Consider the following 19,327-nt stretch of genomic DNA (forward strand, 5'->3'; position numbering starts at 1 on the left):
CCGCGCCTTCAGGTCACTCCGAACTGAGAATTGGTTTTCCTGGTATTTGAGTGGAGGCGCGGCGACCTGTCCCGCCGAAGCCTTGGCGAAGGCGGATGCATCGAGCCGGGCGGGCGCGTGCGCCGCGACCCGCGGCCTTACCGTACGCTCATCGGTACGCCGCGGCCGCGGGTCGGACGACCCGCATCCCGCCGGGCTCGCGCCTCGCCGCGCCTTCGGGTAGTTCCGAACCGACGGTCGCCGGGCCCCTCGCTTGCCCGCAAGCGCCGCGGCGCCGCGACCGCACCTCTTGCGATCCTCAGTCGCCTGATCCTGGGACTCGCGACTCGCGACTGATACCCATACATAAGGCACGCCGATTGCTCTCGGTCATGGCGTGAGCAGAATTCTGCTTCTTGCGGCCCTGATCGGCGCGATCGCCGGATGCCGGACGACGGCGAATCCGGGAACGCCGGGTCCCGCGCCGCAGGCCGCGCCTCCGACCGCTCAGCCGGGAACGGCGCCGACGCCCGCGCCGATCAACCCGCCGCCGCCGACGAAGCCGCCGCCGCCCCCCCCGCCTTCGAGGTGAGGCGTCCCGCGACGGGGGGCCTCATACTCGCTCGACGCCCCGGCCGGTGTAATCCGTCAGCAGCCAGACGAGGAAGAGCGCGACGCCCGCGGTGACGAAGAAGTAGCGCGCGGGAGAGCCGGGCGCGAAGCCGAAGAGCCAGGACGCGGCCACCAGGAAGATCGCGACGACGAGCTCGAGGACGCCGTGAGCGACGAGCGCGATCCCGCCGGACCGGCCGGGGAAACGGGTGGCGAGGGTCACGAGGAGATGGACGATCGCGAGCGCCCAGCAGATCGCGGCGGGCAGGCCGCCGAGGCCGAACGCGAAAGGAGCGACGGCGAAAACGACGACCGCCGCGAAGTCGAGGAGCCGGTGCGCCGCGGGAGTGATCAGTTTCATGGGATCCTCCGGGCCGATCTTGACGTCGGGCAGCGGGGGAAATCAAGCCATCCGCCCCGTAACTGGCACTCATGTTGCTTTTTCCTTCCGTGGAAGGAGACGGGATGTCGAATCGGGAAGAGCTCATGCGACGCTATGACGCGGCCGTCGTCGCGGCGGTCCAGACCGCCGAGTCGATCAGCGATTGGAGCGAAGAGACTCGCATGGCGGTCGCGATGACGATCCGGCTCCTCGGAAATCAGTTTTCCCGCACGCTCGCTCTCGCTCTCGCCAGCGAGGAGATCGACCCGGTGTCGCCGGAGAGGATCGCGGAGGTCGAGCGCGACTGGCAGCGGTTTTTGAAATAGCGCGGACCCGCCCGGGATATCCAGCGGCCGACGGCCAGCACCGAACGCGTCGGATCTCCGAGCACCTGGCGCGATGGCCCATACGGACCCGTTCGAGAACGTCTGGCCGCTTGACGACGTTCCCGGTACGCGCATCGACGTGACGGTAGCGCGCTCCCGTCCCCCGAGCCCGCTCCCGCGACGGGCTCCAGCCTTTCGATTCTCGTTCGGTCGATCCCTCGATGCAGAGAACCTCGGGTGTGCGCCGCTGGAGGCCGAGAGCCATCCCCCACCGTGCCTTCGCGGCGCGACGAAGTCTCGCGCGATCGCTGCGCGAGACGACTCGCGACGCGGGAGCGGGAGCGCAGGCGAAGGGGGTGGCGGCGGCGCGGTCGAGCCGCTCGTTCGGCGAGCCGCGCAAGGCGCCACGCGCTCCCGTCCCCCGAGCCCGCTCCCGCGACGGTTAGCCGAAGGCTTGATGCACGACCTTGGGAAGATCCCGGCGTCTGAGCTTCTCGACGAACAGTCCCGCCGTCAGAAAGGTCGACAGCCCGTCCACGCCGCGCTCCTCGCACCGGATGACGTAGAAATCCACGTGCTCGACGCCGGCCGGTCCGCTGAGCTCGAGCGAGCAGCGCTGGCCCGCTTCGAGAGGCACGTCGGTCTCGACGGCGATTCCCATCCGCGAAAGGTTCACGACGGTGATCCGCCCTTCCACGCCGTCCACACGCGCGGTGAAGCCGTCGCCGGGAACCCGTCGGGCGGAACGGCGTCCGGAAAGGTTCAAGGGCATACCTCGTCAACCTCGATTTGTCGTGATCTTTGCAGATTCCGGGATTTCGGGCAAGCGCGCCGCCGTCGTATGATTTGGCCGTGGGACTCGTTCGGGGAGCTTTCGCGGCCCTTCTGGCGCTCGGAACCGCGTCCCCGGCCTTTGCGGCGCCGGTTCGCTACGGGACCGAGGCCGAAGCGAAGGCCATGGCCGAAAAGGCCGTGGCTTTGTACAAAAAAGAAGGAGCCGCCGCGGCGCTCGCGGCGATTGGAAAGGCCCCGGGGCCGTTCTTCCACCGCGACCTCTACGTCGTCGTGATCGGGCCGGACAAGAAGATCGCCGCCGATCCGGCGGAGCCCGACCTCGTCGGCGCCGACGAGGCGACGCTGCGGGACTCTCTCGGAAAACCGTGGGCGCTCTTCATCGAGAAACAGGCGACGGAAGACGGGGTCTGGATCGATTACGAGGCGAAGAACCCGCAGACCGGGAGCATCGAGGACAAATCGGCGTTTTCGATCAGGGCGGGCGATCATGTCTTCTCGTGCGGGTACTATCGGCGGCCGCCCGAGGCCGCGCCGGCGGCGCCGGCCGCCGCGCCCGCCAACGGCGCCGACCCGTGGACCGGCAAGTGGGACGCGACGGATACGGACGGCGCGCATTTCACGATCTCTCTCGACGCGTCGGGCAGCGCGGTCAGCGACCGGGGAGAGGGGCAGCGGGGATTCTGGATCGTGGACACGTCCGGCGCCCGGATCGACTGGACCGACGGCCGGACCGATTACCTGCTGCCGGCGGGCTCCGGATTCGAGCGGATGTCGTTTGCCCCCGGCGCGCCCCGCGACGAGAAGCCCGACAGCACGACCCCGGTCACCCGCGAAAAGGAGTAGAAGCCGGCTACGAGGCGAGCGCGCGCCGCAGCCTCCCCGGATAGTTCGTGAAGACCCCGGACGCGCCGGCCGCGAAGAGCCGCCGCGCGCGTGTCGCGTCGTTGACGGTGTAGGCGAGCACCGGGCGCCCGCTCCCGGCGACCGCCCGCAGCAGCCGCGGCGTCACGGCGCCGAACTGGCAATGGAGGCTCGAGGCCCCCAGCGCCTCCGCCGCCCGAAGGACGCCCGGGACGCGGTGCCGCGACATCGGCGCGACCGGCGCGTTCGCGATCGCGCTCTTGACCTCCGCGAGGAGCCTCCAGTTGAAGCTCGCGAAGATCGCATGGCCCCGTCCCGCGAGGGCCCGCGCGAGGACGCGGGCATAGCGGGCGCGCCCCGCCCGCCGGCACTTGAGGTCCAGCGTGAGAGGGAACCGGGGGGGGAGGAGATCGAGGATCTCTTCGAGAGTCGGGACGCGCGCGCGCTTCCTCCCGCGGTGAAAATGGTAGGAAACGTCGAGGTGCCGCAGGATGTTGACCGACGTGTCCTCGACGGAGACGGTGTGGCCCGCGACGCGCCGGAGGTTCCGGTCGTGGACCGCGACGAGAACGCCGTCGGACGTCAGGCGAAGGTCGAGCTCGATCATGTCCGCGCCTTGCTCCACCGCGAGGCGAAAGCTGTCGAGCGTGTTCTCGGGGCTCTCTCCGCACGCGCCGCGATGCGCGATGATCCACGGCCTCGCCGGGAGGCCGATCGCGGCGAGCTCGGGGCGCAGCGGCGAAGGGGGATGCATGTCGAGAAGATAACGCGCCGGCGCCTCCGCGGATTCCCGCGCCGTTCGGGCGGTTCGGTGCCTTTCCTGTCCTTCGGATCAGGACAGCCGCGCGACGAGCGCGATCATCCGGCCCGCCGCCGGCCCGTCGCGCCGAAACGACGCGAGCTCTTCTCCTCCGCACAGCGTGCAGAAGGGGAGGACGTCGATGTTCTCCGGAAGGAGCCCCTCGCGTTCGAGCTGGGCCCGGTTGGCGGCCTTGAGGTCCAGCCGGAACTTGCCGCCGCATTCCCGCCGGACGAACTCGCCCGCGAACGCCGCGGCGACCTCGCCGCCGATTTCGTAGCAGCAGGCGCCGATCGACGGCCCGAGGACCGCGGCGAACGCGGCGGGCGGTTCGCCGCACTCGCGCGAAAGCGCCCGAACCCCTTCGGCCGCCGCGCCGGCCGCCGTCCCCCTCCATCCGGCGTGAACCGCGGCGACGCCCGCACCGCCGAAGAGGAGGATCGGGACGCAATCGGCGGTCTGGACCGCGAGCGCGACGCCCGCGCGTGCCGTGACGAGCACGTCGCCTTCGCCGACGTCCCGCGTCTCTCCGGGAAGGATCGGTTCGCGCACCGGGAGGACGTTCTTCCCGTGGACCTGCCTCCCCCGCGCGATCGGGAGGTCGGGGTGTCCGATCGTCTCGGCGAGGCGGCGCGCGAGGTGCCCGGTCGCCGACGCGATGCCGGGCGGGGCCTCTCCGCGCTTCGAGAACGCCGCGACGAAGGGTCCGCGGCGGCTCCTCCACAGCTCCACGGCGCCGAGAATACCGCGATCGCCGGGCCCCGGCAGGGCGTGTTTGCTACAATCTGACGGTGTCCGTCTCGGAAAAAGTGAAGGTCGTCCCCGTCATCGGGCTCGAGGTGCACGCGCAGCTCGCGACCGCGTCGAAGATGTTCTGCCCCTGCCCGACGACCTTCGCGGCGGAGCCCAACTCCGCGACCTGCCCCGTCTGCCTCGGGTTTCCGGGGACGCTTCCCGTCGTCAATCGCGAGGCGGTCGCGCTCGCGATCCGGTTCGGGCTGGCGGTCGGGGGGACGATCGACCGCCGCTCGACGTTTTCGCGCAAGAACTACTTCTATCCCGACCTGCCGAAGGGATACCAGATCACGCAGTTCGAGCGGCCCATCGTCTCGGGAGGCGCCGTCGAAATCGAGACGGAAACGGGGACGCGCGAGATCCGCCTCGTGCGCGCGCATCTCGAGGAGGACGCCGGCAAGTCGCTCCACGAGAACCCGTATCCGGACGTTCCGAACACCGTCACCCTCGTCGAATGGAACCGCGCGGGAGTGCCGCTGCTGGAAGTCGTCTCCGAGCCCGACCTGCGCTCGGCCGCCGAGGCGATGGCGTACCTGACCGAGCTGCGGCGGCTGCTGCGGACGCTTTCGATCTCCGACGCGAACATGGAGGAAGGAAACCTCCGCTGCGACGCGAACGTCTCCATCCGCGATTCGGAATCGGACCCTCTGGGGACGCGGGTCGAGATCAAGAACATGAACTCGATCCGGAACGTCGGACGGGCGATCGAGTTCGAGATCGAGCGGCAGGCCGCGCGGCGCGCCGAAGGGGAGCGCATCGTCCAGGAGACCCGCCTGTTCGACGCGGGCAGCGGCGAGACGCGCGTCATGCGGAGCAAGGAAGAGGCGCACGACTACCGGTACTTCCCGGAGCCGGACCTCGGCGCCCTCGAGATCCCGGAGGCGTGGATCGCCCTGGTCCGCTCGACGCTCCGCGAGACGCCGCGCGAGAAGCGGCGCCGGTTCCGCACGATCTACGCGCTTCCCGCGGCGGACGCGGAGCTCCTCTCCTCGTCGCGCCCGCTCTCGGAGTACTTCGAGACGGTGGCGGCGTCCGTCGCGCCGCGTCTCGCCGCGTCCTGGGTCACCGGGGAGGTGCTGCGCTGGATGAAGGAGCAGAAGCTCTCGCCGGAGGAGACGCACCGGTTCAGCGTTCCGCCGGCGGCCCTCGCGGAGCTGCTCGGGCTCGTCGCGGCGGGAGAGCTTTCGGTCTCCGCCGCCAAGGTCGTTTTCGAGGAGATGGCGCGGTCCGGCCGCCGCGCGCCGGAAGTCGTCCGCGAAAAAGGGCTGACCCGGGTCTCGGACGAGTCGGCGCTCGCGGAGGCGATCGACCGCGTGCTCGGCGACAATCCCGCGCCGGTCGCGCAGTATCGCGGCGGGAAGACGGCGACGTTGGGCTGGTTCGTCGGGCAGGCGATGAAGGCGACGGGGGGAAGCGCCGATCCGGAGACCGTCCGCCGGCTGCTGAAGGCGCGGCTCGACGCATGATCCAGGTCTTTCACGTCTCGAAGGAATACGGACGGTACCGGCACGCGTTGACGGACGTTTCGTTCACGATCAACAAGGGGGAATTCGTCTTCCTCACGGGTCCTTCCGGCGCCGGTAAGACGACGCTCCTGCGGCTCCTCTTCCGGGACGAGCTCCCGACGGAGGGGCAGATCGTCGTCAACGGCCGGAACATCGGCGTGCTCCCGTCGTCGAGGCTCCCTTACTTCCGGCGGACGGTGGGAATCGTCTTCCAGGATTTCAAGCTCATCGGACGCAAGACGGTCTTCGAGAACCTCGCGTTCGTGCAGACCATCCTCGGGACGCCGCCGGCCGAGCAGAAGCGCCGCGCGTACCAGGTCTTGAAGCAGGTCGGCCTCCATTACCGGATGAACGCCTACCCCTCCGAGCTTTCGGGCGGGGAGCAGCAGCGCGTCGCGATCGCGCGGGCCCTCGTCAACGAGCCGCAGCTGCTCCTGGCCGATGAGCCGACCGGGAACCTGGATCCGGCGCTCTCGGAGGAGATCATGCACCTCTTCGCCGAGATCAACCTCCGGGGCACGGTCGTCGTGATCGCGACGCACGACGTCGACCTGATCCGCCGGATGGGGAAGCGTGTCCTCACGCTGGACCACGGCCGCCTGCGCGAGGACCCGGTCCGCGCTCCGGCCGGCCTCGCCGCCCGCGAGGCTCCCTTCCTCCCCGCGTGATCCGCGTCGCGGTCCGGCACGCGTTCGCCGAGGCCTGGTCGATCGCTCGGAGTGGCCCGGGCCTCACGGCCGTGGCCGTGGGCCTCATCGCGGTCGCGCTGTACATCCCCGGGATCGTGCTCCTCCTCACGCAGAACGTCGCCCGCCTGGCCTCCTCGGCCGAGGAGCCGGCATCGATCGTCGCGACGCTGCTTCCGTCGGCGGACGCGCGGTCTGTCGCGCAGGCGATCGCGGCCGCTCCGGAGGTCGCGCAGGTTCGGATCGTCGGCCCCGCCGCGGCGCGCCGGCGCTTCGAGAGGACCTTTCCCGACCTGAAGGAGGCCCTCGCCACCCTCGAGGGGATGGAGTTTCCGACGTCGCTCGAAGTCGTGCTGAGGCCGCAGTCGGCGGAGAAGGGGAGCGCGGTCGCGGCCGCCGTCGCCCGCCGGCCGGGCGTCGACCAGGTCCAGGAGGAGGCGCCCTTCGAGGTGCGGTTCCGGGACTTCCTGAAGATCGTCCGCCGCACGGCATTCGCCCTCGGTGCGCTGCTGTGCGCCGCGGCGGTGCTGTCGGTCGCGTCGGCGGTGCGGCTCGCGCTCGACCAGCACCGGGACGAGATCGAGATCATGCGCCTGATGGGGGCGACCGAGACGAAGATCCGCACGCCGTTCTGGCTGCACGGAGCCCTCGAAGGCGCGGTCGGAGGCGCGTTCGCGCTGCTCCTCCTCGCCGGGACCTACGTCGCGGCCGGACGAGTGCTCGCCGCCTCCCCCCACCCGGTGCTGTCGCTCTTCTGGGTGCGTTTCTTCTCGGCGGGAACGGCCGCGCTGTTTCCGCTCTCCGGCGCGGTCGCGGGGTTTATTGGCGCGGCGCTGTCGGTCGGAAAGGCGAGACTCTAGCGCGGCGATACATCGAGCCGGACGGGCGCGTGCCGCCCGCGTCGCCCTGCGACATACGCCCCGGTATGCCTCGGGACGCCGCGGGCGACCCGCATCCCGTCGGGCTCGCGTCTCGCCGCGCCTCGATGTCACGACAACTGAGCGGCGGAGTCCGGAGAGCAGGGCGCTGAACCTTCGAGCACCAGCGTCACTCGATCAACGTCGATGACGAGGCGCGGCCAGACGTGCGGGAAGACGCGCGCGGGGACCCGGGCCGGCGGGTGAGGCGTACCGGGGCGTGCGTTGAGCCGCGGGCGGCGTCTGCTGGATATCCCGTGCGTATGATCCGCGCCTGCTAGACCGCGTCCGGAGGAGGTAATTCGTCCGGCTCGCCCATGAGTCGCGCGAGGGGCTGCCAGTCCTCGACGTTCTCGCAGACGACCTTCAGCGCCGAGGTCAGCGGCACCGCGAGGATCGCTCCCGCCACGCCCCAGAGCATCCCCCAGAAGAGGAAGGCGATGAGGACCGTGAGCGGGAAGAGGCGGACTTTCCCGCCGACGATGAAGGGCGTGAGGATGTTGCCTTCGAGGAACTGGAGGGAGACGTAGATGATCAGGACGGTCACGGCGGCGCGGCCGCCCAGCTGGAAATACGCGACCAGGACCGCGGGGATCGTCGAGACGATCACGCCGACGTACGGGACGAGCACGCAGAGCCCGGCGAGCGGGCCGAGGATGTAGAAATAGTTGATGCGGATCGCCATGAGCGAAAGCATCGTCGCGGCCGTCATGATGAGGACCACGAACGACTCGCCGAGGGCATAGGCGGTCAGCGACCGGGAGATCGCGCCGACGACGTCGAGCCGCTCGAACCGGCGGTCGCGCCGGAGGAGGCCCGACAGGGCGCGCCCGAACTTCTCCCGGTCCTTGAGCATCAGAAACGAGAGGAGCGGGACGGCCGCTGCGGAAAGCAGCGTCGAGAGCGTCGATCCGAGCCGCGCCAGCAGCGCGCGCGTCGTCTCGAGCGACGACCCCGCGATCTTCACCTCGCGAACCCCGCGCGTCTCTTCGGGGAGGATGCTTCCGGTCCGCTCCTGGACGTTCCGCACGAGGTCCGCGAGGCGCCTCGTCACTTCGCGGATCTTGGTCTGATAGAGCGGCAGGTCCAGGTAGAACTGCTGGAGCTGCGCCGAGACGTTGACGATCAGCAGCGCGACGGCCCCGATCAGGATCGCGAGGACGAGGAGGATCGCGGCGACGCGCGGCATCCGCGCGCGCTCCAGCAGCGAGACGAAGGGGCGCAGCGCCAGCGACAGGAAGAGCGAAAAGAAAATCGTGACGAAGAACGCCTGCCCGTACGACAGGAGGGCGACGGCGGCGGCGAACGCCAGGATGCGCAGACCGGCCCGTCCGGGCGGTGTTTCGGGAGAGAACCCGGCCGTCATACCCGAAAAAAAACCCCCTCCATCGGAGGGGGCGGGAAAGAGCGGGTAGACGGGGCGGTCACGAGCCGGAAACGAGCGTGACGACGATCACCGCGCGGCGGTTTTTGGCGCGCCCTTCCGCCGTGCCGTTGTCGGCGACCGGGTCCGCGGCGCCGCGGCCCTCGGTCTTGATCCGCGCGCCGTCGATCCCGTGCCGCTCGACGAGGTAGGCCCTGGCCGCCTCGGCGCGCTGGGTCGAGATCTTCAGGTTCGCGTCTTCGCTGCCGGCGTTGTCGGAGTAGCCGGTGATGACCGCGGTCGAGTTGAGGTCGTTCTTCATGCGGAGCGCGACGCCGTCGAGGATCGCCTTGGCGATGTTCGTCAGGCGGGCGCCGCCCTTGTCGAAACCGATCGTGTCGGTCGTGGTCCGCGTCTGCGGCGCGGGCGGCGCGGCGGGCGGGGCCGGCGTCTCGACGGCGGCCGGCGGCGGCGCTTCCTCGGTCTCCTGGGTGGTCACGGCCGCGGCCGGCGGCGGGAGAGGCTTCGGCGGCGCGGGAGGCGCCGGGAACGGGGCGTAGTGGACGCCCAGAATCGCGCCGATCGGCGTCGGGGAGAATCCGTGCCGCACGAGCTGGTCGACGTTCGCGTTGAGCGCGGCCGTGACGCCCCATCCGGTGTGCCCGAAGAAGACCCGCACGCCGCTCGCGAAATACGACCAGTCCGGCGTCTTGATGTCGGGCGATCCTTCGCTGATCGACGCGTTGTCGTAGACGCTCCGGTCGAGCTCCGAGATCCAGTGGACGGGCCCGAAGGGGACGTCGGTGCCGACGGCGAACCGCAGCCGGTTCGGAACGCGAATGTCCGGGTCCGTCGACCGGCGCCCGGAGAGCAGGTACGACACGTTGCCGGTCACGATGCCGAGCGATCCGGAGGCGCCGAACTCCCAGTCGGTGCGCCGCGTCTCGACGAAATCCTGGTCGTTGGCGACCGGAATGTGCGCGGCGGTGTAGAGCGCGAAGCGTCCGCGGGATCCCGCCTCCCACATCGAGACCTTGGCGCCGACTCGGAGTTTGGCCGGATCCGTCAGCTTGTAGGGTTCGGAAAATTCCTGGCCGTTGATGACGCCCGTCCACCAGCCCCCGCGGCTCTCGTCCCTCTCCTCGCCCGCGGAGGCGAAGATTTCGAGATGGTTCGCGATGCCGTAGCCGATGCTGCCGCGGAAGGTCGTGTTCTCGTGCAGCCGGTGGCGGTCCGGCGCCGGGAAGTTCGGGTCCTCGCCGGCCACGAGCTTGAGGTTCTGGATGTACAGGCCGAGCGAGAACGCGCGGGCGGGCAGACTGTCTCCGGTCGGGATCGTGAAGAGGCCGGTTTCTCCGCCGAAGTCCGGGGCGAGGGGACCGGTGTACGGAGAGGGCGAGTAGAGCCCCACTCCGAGCTGGCCCGCGTAAGCCTGAGCATTGACTCGCATCGGAATCGCCAGGAGGATGAAAGCCAAGACGAGCGGCGCCCGGCGCGCAACCTTCATAGAAACTCCTTTCTCCCCAGTCTCTGGTACCGTGCTTGGGTCCGCCGGCCGATGCCGGAAATTACCCGAAGTATAAGGCCAACCCTCTTCTTTTGAAAGACTTTTTCCCATGGGGCGCGACGGAAGTGCCCATGGGAAATCCCGAGCGCCAAATCCCAAATTCCAATATTCGAATTCCAACGGGCCCCAGGGCGAGAGAAACTCCCGATTCCGATACGCGAACTCCTGGAGCCGGACCGGAAACCCTTTGGAGTTTGGATATTGGGATTAGGTGCTTTCGGCGTGCGGCGGCGGCCGCGCCGGCGCCTATGCCTTCGGCTGCATCACGAGCGCCATCTTCTCCTGGAACGTGCGCATCGGCGCCGTTCCGCGGAGAGCGGAGATCGTTTGCTCCGTCTGCCGGATGAAATCGCGCACCGACTCGATGCCGCGCCCACGGTCGATCTCGGCGAGCGCCTGGCGGTACGGGCGGTCGATGCCGGGGAGGTTCTGTTCGCCCATCGCGGCTTCCGCTTCCTGCTTCACGCGGGTGCAGAGGATCATCAGGATCTTCTTCTCGTCCCCGAGCGTCGCGGGCGAGCCGGGCGCGGCCGGCGGGATCGGGACCGCCGCCGGGGGCGGCAGTCGGGCAGGTTCCTTCGCGCGCAGCTCGACGAGATCTGCGGCGACGAGCCCGTAGAGAGTCTTCGCGACCTCGAAAGGGGAGGTCTTGTTGGCGCGCGCGATCTCCTCGATCGTGCGGTGGCCGTCGATCTTTCCGGCGAGATTCCATTCCTGCGGGGAGAGCGTGACGGGCTCCGGACTTTCCCGCTCCTTGAGCTGCGGAACGGCGTCGATGCCGGGGATCTTCTTCGAGAGGACCTTCCACTCGTCGAGCCGCCGGGCCGCTTCCATCAGGAGGCTGGTGTTCGACTTCGTGATCGTGTGCTCGTCGCTCTCGTCGTTGGGGTTGAACTGGAAGTCGCCCGACGACCAGATCGCCAGCGCGTAGACGGCCTCCTCGCCCGTGATCTCGCCGAGGCGGCTGTGGACCATTTGTCCGTTTTTCAGGTAAATGACCCCGCGCTCGGGACCCCGGGTGAGCGTGAACACGCCCGTTTTCCCCGATACGGACATCAATTGGACGATGTCCGGGACCGGGAGTTCTTTCAGCGAACCCTGGAATGACATGTTTGGCTCGGATGCTAACACGCGACCGTTCGACCGTCAAAAGTCGGTCCCGAGGCGTGGTGACAGTGGCAGATCGCGGTCGCGAGGGCGTCGGCGGCATCCAGTGGAATGGCCGCCGATGTCGCCGAAAGGAGCGATTTGACCATTTCGCGGACCTGCGGCTTTTCGGCGCGCCCGTACCCGGTGATCGACTTCTTGATCGTGAGCGGCTCGTATTCGTAGGTCGGGAGACCGGCGCGGGCGGCGGCCAGGAGCACGACGCCGCGCGCGTGGGAGAGCGCGACCGCGGAGGCGGCGCTCTTGCCGGCGAAGACCGTCTCGAGGGCCACGGCGTCGGGACGGCAGTCGGCGAGGAAACGCTCCGCCCGCGCGAATAAGGACTCGAGCCGCCGCGAGAGCCGGCCGTCCCCTTCGCGCCAGACCCCGAAGTCCAAGGCGACGAGGACGCCCGAGGTGAAGTCGACGAGCCCGTAGCCGCAGGCGCGGGAGCCCGGGTCGATGCCGAGGACCTTCACGGCTGTCCGGCGCGGACCATGCGCGGCGAAAATCGAGCGGGATCCGTCGCCCGGCGACGGATCGGCCTCAGAGCGGCCGGCGCGGTTCGCGCGGAACGCGGCGATCGCCGAGCACGCCAGTGCGACGGCAATACGGACCCGATCCGCCGGCCGCCGGGCTCAACGGACGCACTTCGGTACGCCTCGCCCGCCGGCCGTCGGCGCGGGCCCGTCTTCCGGCACGTCTCGCCGCGCTTTCGCGTCATCGGAAAAGGAGCTTCGTCGTCCATCCGTGTATGGCCGGCCCGGCGCGGCGATGGGCGCCGATCGCCGCGCGCGCGAGTGCAAAGGCCATACGGCCCGTTCCGCCGCCGGTCAGGCCGACTCGGGGAGCTCGGCCGCCGTCCAGACGTTCTGGACGTCGTCGTGCTCTTCGATCGCTTCCATCAGCTTCATCAGCTGCGCGCTCTTGGCGTCGTCGAGCTTGACGGGCGTCTGGGGGATCATCGAGACCTCCGAGACGGCGACCGGCACGCCCCTGGCCTCGATCTTCGTCTTCACGTCGTTGAACGATTCCGGCGCCGTGTAGATCTCGAAATACTCGGCATCGTCGGTCGCGAGGTCGTCGGCCCCCGCCTCGAGGGCGATCTCCATCAGGCGATCCTCCGAGACCTTGTCGCGCTCGACGGCGAGGTAGCCCTTCTTGTCGAACATGAAACGAACGCACCCGCTCTCGCCGAGGTTGCCGCCGTTTTTCGTGAACATGTGGCGGATCTCGGGGAGCGTGCGGTTCTTGTTGTCGGTGAGCGCCTCGATGTAAATGGCGGCGCCGCCGGGACCGTACCCTTCGAAGACGACCTCCTCGTACTGGACTCCGGGCAGCTCGCCCGTCCCGCGCTGGATCGCCCGCTTGATGTTGTCCGCGGGCATGTTCGCGGCCTTGGCGTCGTCGACCGCCTTGCGCAGCCGGGCGTTGGTCTCGACGCTCCCGCCTCCTTCGCGCGCGGCGACCGTCAGCTCCTTGATGAGACGCGTGAAGATGCGCCCGCGCTTGGCGTCGGCGGCGCCCTTCTTGTGCTTAATCGTGCTCCATTTGCTGTGGCCCGACATGGTTCGTCCTCTTTTCGAAAGCCCCCTATTTTATTCGCCGATCGGGGGGGTGTAAAGCGCTCCGCGATTGACAACCGCTGCGGCGCATGGAGATAATGGGTCATCCAACCATGGCAAAGAAGCTTCTCCTGATCGAGAACGAGCCGCGATACATCGATAAGGTGCGTCTGGCGGGGGGGCCGGATTTCGATGTGACGGTCGCCCGCGAGGGGGACGAGGGCCTCGCGGCCTTCGACCGCGAGCGTCCTGACCTCGTCGTGGTGACCGCCGCCCTCCAGAAGATGCGGGTCAACGACGTGATCCGCGACCTGCGCCGGAAGGGCGGCCCGACGGCTCCTCCCATCCTCCTGATGATGTCCGGCTACAAAGGTTCCAATCCCAAAGCGGACGCGCAGAAGATCGGCGCGTTCGACATCCTCGAGAAGCCGTTCTCCGACGAGACCTTCCGGAGCATCGCGTTCGAAGCGATCGATTCGACCGATCCGGGCGCCCAGACGATGCGCATCGACGCTTCGAAGCTGCAGGGCGGGCTCACGTCCTCGGACATCTTCGCCGACGTGCTGGAGGATCTCCAGCCGGAGGAGGCGGCGCCTCCGCCGCGGAGCTCCGCGGCCACGATTCCCGATCTCGCGATTCCCTCTCCGGCCCCGGCGCCGCCGCGCGCATCCGCGCCGGCTCCCAACGTCGACCAGCGGCTGGAGGACACGCTGTCGGGCATCCTCAGCCCGAAGAAGAGCGCTCCCGCCGCTCCCCCCGCCCGGCCCGCGCCTATGGAGCCGCCGAAGCCGGCTTCGGCCGCGCCGGCGCCGAGACCCGCGCCCCCGGCCCCGGTGAGGCCCGCGGGCCCCCCGCCCCTGCCGAAGCCCGCCGAGCCTTCCCGGCCGGCGCCGCGGGCCTCGACCGATCTCGAGGTCGAGAACATGATCTCGCAGACGCTCTCGGGCATGGCGATCTCGAAACCGAAGCCCGCCGCGCCCGCGAAACCGGCGGCGGCCGCGCCCCCTCCTCCGGCGCCCGCGGCGGCCGCGAAGAAGGCCCCCGCCCCGTCCGACAAGGACCGTTTCGGCCAGTTCCAGCTCATGGAAAAGATCGCGACCGGCGGCATGGCAGAGGTCTGGAAGGCGCGGATGAGCGGCGTCGACGGTTTCCAGAAGATCGTCGCGATCAAGAAGATCCTTCCGCACATGGCCGCGTCGGAGGACTTCATCACGATGTTCGCCGACGAGGCCAAGCTCGCCGCGCAGCTCAACCACCCGAACATCATCCACATCTACGATCTCGGGAAGGTCGAGAACTCCTACTACATCGCGATGGAGTACGTGGAGGGACGCGACCTGCGGTCGATCCTGAAGTCCGGGGCGGACCACGGGCTGCCGCTCCCGCCGGAGCTCGCGCTGTTCGTCGCGTCGAAGCTCGCCGCGGCGCTCGACTACGCGCACCGGCGCAAGGACTTCAACGGCCAGGACCTGTCGCTCGTCCATCGGGACGTCTCGCCGCAGAACGTGCTCATCTCCTACGAAGGCGACATCAAGCTCTGCGACTTCGGCATCGCGAAGGCCGCGTCGAAGTCCTCGCAGACGCAGGCGGGTGCGCTGAAGGGCAAGCTCCAGTACATGTCCCCGGAGCAGGCCTCGGGCAAGCCGCTCGACCGGCGGAGCGATCTCTTTTCGCTCGGGAGCGTGCTCTACGAGATGCTGACCGGCGAGAAGCTCTTCGCCGGCGACACGGACCTGACGATTCTCGAGCAGGTGCGCAACGTCAAGGCGGCCGCGCCGTCGACGAAGAACCCCGACGTCCCGAAGCGCGTGGACGCGATCGTCCTGAAGGCGCTCGCGAAGAGCCCCGAGGAGCGGTACCAGAACGCCTCGGACCTCCAGCGCGACCTCGAATCCGTTTTGTACACGTTCTCTCCCGCTCCGGGGAGCGCGGATCTGGCGATCTATCTCCACCATCTCCAGGCGGAGGAGAAAGGCGCGGCCGCGGGGAGCGAGCGGGCCTTCGACCAGGCTTTCACGCCGTCGAAGCCCGAGCCGGCGGCGCCCGCGAAATCGAAGAAGGCCAAGGGCACCGTCGTCCAGCGCAAGACCGGCACCGTTCCGGGCGTCCCGATGCCCGCCTCGCCCGCGCCCGTCGCGGCCGCCGAGCCGGCCGTCGCGGGGTCCGCCGAGGGCGTCAAGCACGACACCAAGAGCGGCGTCTTCGGCGCCTACTCGTCCAAGCGCGTCGAAGCGGAGAAGAAGGGAAGGGCGCCGCTCGTCGCCGGGATCGCCGTGGCCGCCCTCGTCCTGATCGGCGTGATCGTCGCCGTCACCCGCAAGCACCCGGCGCCGCCCGTCGCCGTCCCATCGGCGGCGACGACGTCCGCGGCGCCCGCCACGACGTCGGCCGCTCCCGCCGCGACGACGACGGCGGCGAGCTCCACCCTGACCGAGAAGCAGATCGAGGACGAGGTCAAGAAGCAGCTCGCGCAGAAGCAGAAGGAGCTCGAGAAGGCGCAGGCGGCGCAGAAGAAGAACGCCGCGCCACCCCCGGCGTCGGCTTCCGCCGCGGCTCCGACGGCCGTGGCGAGCGACGCGATCAAGCCGCCCGTGCCGATGCCGATCGTTCCCGAGCCCACGTCCCCGCAGCCGACCGCGATCAGCGTTCCGAAGAAGATCGCGAGCGCTCCTGCTTCCGCGCCGCCGCCGGCCGAGCCGGCCGCGGCCGCCGTCTCGCGCGGCGATCTCGTCGGCCCGGGGCCGGGCGTCGTCGAGCCCGAGCTCGTGTCGCGTCTCGCCGTGAATTACCCTCTCGCGGTCCGGCAGGAGCGTGTCTCCGGCCGTGTCGTGATCCTCGCCCTCGTGGACGAGAACGGCAAAGTCCAGTCGGCGCGGATCCAGACGGGGGTCGCTACGAGGACCGGCGTCAACCAGGCGATCGTCGACGCCGTCAAGAGGGCGCGGTTCCGGCCCGCCACGAAGGACGGCGTGCCGGTGAAGATGTACAAGGCGATTCCGGTCGACGTGAATCCGTAAGAGCCGGGTTCAAGAGAAGGAGAGTTTTCCCATGACCCTTTCGGCGGAGCAGAAGAAGTTCTACGAACAGACCCTGGCGGTCACGAAAAAGGAGATCTCGGACCTGGAGGCGAACATCCAGGACGAGCTCGCGAAGGTCAAGGAGCGCCTGGCCGAGCTCCAGAACGCCCAGAAAGCGGCGCGCCAGATGTACGACGCCGCCTGCACCCGCCTCGGCGTGCCGAACGACCTGGAAGAGGCGGAAAGCGCGTCGTAGCGGGACCCGGCCGGGCCGGTCGGCGGCGAGCCGGCCGAGTCCTTCGTCCCGGAACCCGCCCCGACGCCTTCCGTCGGCCGCGGAGTGAGCCCCGCGGCCGATTCGCGATGCGCCGCCTCCATTCGCGCGCGCTGGCCGCGCTCTCCTTCCTCTCCGCGGCGTCCTTCGCGCCGGCCGCGCCCGCGGCGCCCCGCCGCGTCGTCGCTCTCGCTCCGAATCTGACGGAGATCGTCTTCGCGCTCGGCGCCGGCGGCCGCCTCGTCGGGGTATCGGCACTCTCGGACTACCCGCCCGCCGCGGCGTCGCTTCCGCCGGTCGGCGGTCTCACGCCGGATCTCGAGAAGATCGTCTCGCTGCGCCCCGACCTCGTGCTGGCGACGACCGAAGGGAACCCGGCGGCGTCGGTGAAGATCCTCGCCGACCGGGGGATCCCGGTCCTCACGACGTCGGCCCCGGACCTCGACGGAGTGCTCGCGTCGATCCGCGAGATCGGCGATCGCCTCGGCGTGAGGGCCGAAGGCGAGCGGCTCGCCGCCGCGCTCGCGCGGCGCCGCGACGCGGTGCTCCGGCGGCGGCGGGGATCGGGACCTTCCGCGGTTCTCCTCATCTGGCCCTCGCCGCCGCAGGCGGCCGGCGCCGGGACGTTCGCCGCCGACATCCTGAGGACGGCGGGGGCGCGCAACTGCGTCGGCCGGCCGGGGTGGCCGGTCGTCTCGCCGGAGTTTCTCCTGACCGCTGCCTGCGACGCCGTGGTGTACCCCGTGGAGAAGGACACCATGCCGGTCTTCGCCCGTGCGTTCCGCGAGGGGCCGCTGTCGCGCATGCCGGCCGTCGCCGCCGGGCGCGTCATCGGTATCGACGGCGACCGTCTGATCCGTCCGGGGCCGCGCTCCTTCGACGCGCTCGAGGAGCTCGCGGCCGCGCTCGCGAAGATCCCGCGATGAAGAGCCGATGAAGGGACGCCGCGCTTCGCCCGCCGGAGCGATCGCCGCCGCGTTCGCGATCCTCGCGGCGGCTGCCGTTTTCGCGGTCCTCGTCGGAAGCGTGCCGCTCTCGTTCGAGGCGCTCCGCCGCGGCGACCCGGTCGCTCGGGCGATCCTCTCGCTCCGGCTGCCGCGGGTCGCGCTCGCGGCCGGCACCGGAGCCGCGCTCGCGATCGCGGGGGCGGCGCTGCAGGCGCTGCTCAAGAACCCGCTCGCCGATCCTTTTCTGCTCGGGACCTCGGGAGGCGCGGCCGCCGGCGCGGCCGTCGCCGTCTATTTCGGCGCGTCGGCGCTCGCGTCGCCGGCCGGAGCCTTCGCGGGGGCGGCCGCGGCGACCGCGGCGGTGCTCCTCCTCTCGCTTCGTTCCGGCCGCCTGGACCTCCAGCGGCTGCTCCTGGCCGGAGTCACCGCCAACGCGTTCTTCTCCGCGGTGATCCTCCTGCTCTTCTCCTCGTCGGCCGGAGGGCGCTCGCGTTCGATGCTCTTCTGGATGATGGGAAGCCTCGCCGAAGCGCGGCCGTCGGAGGCGGCGGCGCTCGGCCTCTATCTCGCCGTCGGCGGAGGGCTCCTGCTCGCGACGGCGCCCTCGCTCAACCTCTTTCTCGTGGGCGAGGAGAGCGCCGCCTCGCTCGGCGTCGCCGTCGACCGGACGAAGGCCCTCGTGTTCGCTGCCGCCGCGCTGCTGGCGGCCGCGGCGACGTCGTTTGTCGGGATCGTCGGGTTCGTGGGCCTGATCGCGCCGCATCTGGCGCGGCTCGCGTGGGGGAACGATCAGCGCCGGCTGCTTCCCTGCAGCGCCGCGGCGGGCGGCGCTCTCGTCGTGCTCGCCGACGCGCTTTCCCGTCTCCTCTTCTCGCCGGCCGAGATCCCGATCGGCGCCGTCACGGCGCTGGTCGGCGTGCCGTTCTTCCTGCTCGCTCTCCGGAGGGTCTCGTGACGGCGGGACTCGCGGTCGCGGGGCTGCGCGCGGGATACGGCCGGGAGACGGCGCTCGACGGCGTCGACTTCGAGGCGGGCGCGGGACGGCTCGTCGCGCTCGCGGGGGAGAACGGGTCGGGAAAGTCGACGCTGCTGAAGGCGATCGCCGGCGTCGTCCCGAGGTCGACGGGCGAGATCCGGCTCGGCGGCGAGTCGATCCGGGAGTGGCCCCGGCGCAAGCGCGCCCGGGCCGTCGCCTACGCGGCTCAGTCGGTCGACCTCATCTTTCCGATTTCCGTTCGCGACCTCGTCCTCCAGGGACGCGCCCCGTGGCGTTCCGGGTTCCTCTGGGAGAGCGGGGAGGACCGCGAGATCGCCGAAGAGGCGATGCGCGCCTGCGACGTGCTCGATCTCGCCGAGCGCGACGCGACCCGGCTCTCGGGAGGCGAGCGCCGCCGCGCGTTCCTCGCGCGCCTGCTCGCGCAGCGCGCCGCCGTGTGGCTCCTCGACGAGCCGACCGCGGATCTCGACCCGCGCCACCGGCTGGAGTTCCTCGAGGTGCTGCGGGAAGCGCACGCGCGCGCCCGGCCGATCGTGCTCTGGGCCACCCACGACGTCAACGAGGCGCTCGCGATCGCCGACGACCTGCTGCTGCTCCGCCGCGGACGCCTCGTCGCGGCCGGTCCCGTCGACGGCGCGCTCGCGCCGGAGGCGCTGGAGCGGACCTTCTCGATCGGCGCGGCGGTCGAGCGCGACGCGGCGGGACGACCGCGGGTGACGTTCTTTCGGCCGAGCTCCTGAAGGATCGACCGGCGAAGCCCCCGCTCCGGGCGATTCGCGGGCGGTGGCGCGCGA

19 protein-coding genes are annotated in these 19,327 nt (G+C 70.1%); 10 read left to right on the top strand and 9 right to left on the bottom strand.

The window, feature by feature from the left end; all coding sequences use genetic code 11:
- Positions 1 to 592: 592 nt before the first annotated feature.
- Positions 593 to 952, bottom strand: coding sequence for a hypothetical protein (locus VKH46_08550; GenBank protein HKB70878.1), 360 nt, complete (start codon positions 950 to 952; stop codon positions 593 to 595).
- Positions 953 to 1,023: 71 nt separating this feature from the next.
- Between VKH46_08550 and VKH46_08555 the strand changes: the two genes are divergently transcribed.
- The gene (locus VKH46_08555) at positions 1,024 to 1,299 is read left to right on the top strand and encodes a hypothetical protein (GenBank protein HKB70879.1); all 276 of its coding nucleotides are present in this window, start codon (positions 1,024 to 1,026) and stop codon (positions 1,297 to 1,299) included.
- 442 nt (positions 1,300 to 1,741) lie between these two features.
- Here the strand turns inward: VKH46_08555 and VKH46_08560 are convergent, their stop codons facing one another.
- Positions 1,742 to 2,065 (bottom strand): hypothetical protein, encoded by a 324-nt coding sequence (locus tag VKH46_08560; protein HKB70880.1) that lies wholly within the window; start codon positions 2,063 to 2,065, stop codon positions 1,742 to 1,744.
- A gap of 86 nt (positions 2,066 to 2,151) precedes the next feature.
- On the opposite strand from VKH46_08560, the gene VKH46_08565 reads away from it, so the two are divergent.
- Positions 2,152 to 2,937, top strand: coding sequence for a cache domain-containing protein (locus VKH46_08565; protein ID HKB70881.1), 786 nt, complete (start codon positions 2,152 to 2,154; stop codon positions 2,935 to 2,937).
- Between the two features lie 7 nt (positions 2,938 to 2,944).
- On the opposite strand, the gene VKH46_08570 is transcribed toward VKH46_08565, so the two are convergent.
- Positions 2,945 to 3,709: a glycerophosphodiester phosphodiesterase gene (locus VKH46_08570; GenBank protein ID HKB70882.1), complete on the bottom strand. Its 765-nt coding sequence runs from the start codon at positions 3,707 to 3,709 to the stop codon at positions 2,945 to 2,947.
- Positions 3,710 to 3,787: 78 nt separating this feature from the next.
- Positions 3,788 to 4,486 (bottom strand): polyphenol oxidase family protein, encoded by a 699-nt coding sequence (locus tag VKH46_08575; GenBank protein HKB70883.1) that lies wholly within the window; start codon positions 4,484 to 4,486, stop codon positions 3,788 to 3,790.
- Between the two features lie 59 nt (positions 4,487 to 4,545).
- On the opposite strand from VKH46_08575, the gene gatB reads away from it, so the two are divergent.
- From gatB to VKH46_08590, 3 genes are read left to right on the top strand one after another with little or no spacing between them, the layout of a single operon-like run.
- Positions 4,546 to 6,015, top strand: a complete 1,470-nt coding sequence (gene gatB / locus VKH46_08580) for an Asp-tRNA(Asn)/Glu-tRNA(Gln) amidotransferase subunit GatB (protein ID HKB70884.1) — start codon at positions 4,546 to 4,548, stop codon at positions 6,013 to 6,015.
- Positions 6,012 to 6,722, top strand: a complete 711-nt coding sequence (ftsE, locus tag VKH46_08585) for a cell division ATP-binding protein FtsE (GenBank protein ID HKB70885.1) — start codon at positions 6,012 to 6,014, stop codon at positions 6,720 to 6,722. Before gatB ends, ftsE begins: the two co-directional genes overlap by 4 nt.
- Entirely contained in the window at positions 6,719 to 7,600 is an 882-nt protein-coding gene (locus VKH46_08590) for a permease-like cell division protein FtsX (protein ID HKB70886.1), read from the top strand. Before ftsE ends, VKH46_08590 begins: the two co-directional genes overlap by 4 nt.
- 334 nt (positions 7,601 to 7,934) lie before the next feature.
- Here VKH46_08590 and VKH46_08595 read toward each other — a convergent pair whose 3' ends face one another.
- The 5 genes from VKH46_08595 to VKH46_08615 form a co-directional block, all read right to left on the bottom strand.
- Entirely contained in the window at positions 7,935 to 9,023 is a 1,089-nt protein-coding gene (locus tag VKH46_08595; protein HKB70887.1) for an AI-2E family transporter, read from the bottom strand.
- Positions 9,024 to 9,081: 58 nt separating this feature from the next.
- A complete protein-coding gene (locus VKH46_08600) occupies positions 9,082 to 10,527 on the bottom strand; it encodes an OmpA family protein (protein ID HKB70888.1) in 1,446 nt (481 codons plus the stop codon).
- Positions 10,528 to 10,833: 306 nt separating this feature from the next.
- Positions 10,834 to 11,697 (bottom strand): DUF4388 domain-containing protein, encoded by an 864-nt coding sequence (locus VKH46_08605; GenBank protein HKB70889.1) that lies wholly within the window; start codon positions 11,695 to 11,697, stop codon positions 10,834 to 10,836.
- Positions 11,698 to 11,711: 14 nt separating this feature from the next.
- Positions 11,712 to 12,212, bottom strand: a complete 501-nt coding sequence (gene ruvC, locus VKH46_08610) for a crossover junction endodeoxyribonuclease RuvC (GenBank protein HKB70890.1) — start codon at positions 12,210 to 12,212, stop codon at positions 11,712 to 11,714.
- Positions 12,213 to 12,566: 354 nt separating this feature from the next.
- Positions 12,567 to 13,301: a YebC/PmpR family DNA-binding transcriptional regulator gene (locus tag VKH46_08615; protein ID HKB70891.1), complete on the bottom strand. Its 735-nt coding sequence runs from the start codon at positions 13,299 to 13,301 to the stop codon at positions 12,567 to 12,569.
- 110 nt (positions 13,302 to 13,411) lie between these two features.
- Between VKH46_08615 and VKH46_08620 the strand changes: the two genes are divergently transcribed.
- From VKH46_08620 to VKH46_08640, 5 genes are all read left to right on the top strand, one after another.
- A complete protein-coding gene (locus tag VKH46_08620; GenBank protein ID HKB70892.1) occupies positions 13,412 to 16,315 on the top strand; it encodes a TonB family protein in 2,904 nt (967 codons plus the stop codon).
- 31 nt (positions 16,316 to 16,346) lie between these two features.
- On the top strand, positions 16,347 to 16,571 hold the full coding sequence (locus VKH46_08625; protein ID HKB70893.1) for a hypothetical protein: 225 nt from the start codon (positions 16,347 to 16,349) through the stop codon (positions 16,569 to 16,571).
- A 107-nt stretch (positions 16,572 to 16,678) separates the two neighbouring features.
- Complete coding sequence (locus tag VKH46_08630) at positions 16,679 to 17,515, top strand: helical backbone metal receptor (protein ID HKB70894.1); 837 nt, start codon at positions 16,679 to 16,681, stop codon at positions 17,513 to 17,515.
- A gap of 7 nt (positions 17,516 to 17,522) precedes the next feature.
- Positions 17,523 to 18,491 carry an iron ABC transporter permease gene (locus VKH46_08635; GenBank protein HKB70895.1) on the top strand — a complete coding sequence of 323 codons (969 nt, stop codon included), beginning with the start codon at positions 17,523 to 17,525 and terminating at the stop codon, positions 18,489 to 18,491.
- Complete coding sequence (locus tag VKH46_08640; GenBank protein HKB70896.1) at positions 18,488 to 19,273, top strand: ABC transporter ATP-binding protein; 786 nt, start codon at positions 18,488 to 18,490, stop codon at positions 19,271 to 19,273. The genes VKH46_08635 and VKH46_08640 overlap by 4 nt, the downstream gene beginning before the upstream one ends.
- The last annotated feature ends 54 nt before the right edge of the window (positions 19,274 to 19,327 follow it).

This window comes from Thermoanaerobaculia bacterium (genome assembly GCA_035260525.1).
Lineage (GTDB): Bacteria > Acidobacteriota > Thermoanaerobaculia > UBA5066 > DATFVB01 > DATFVB01.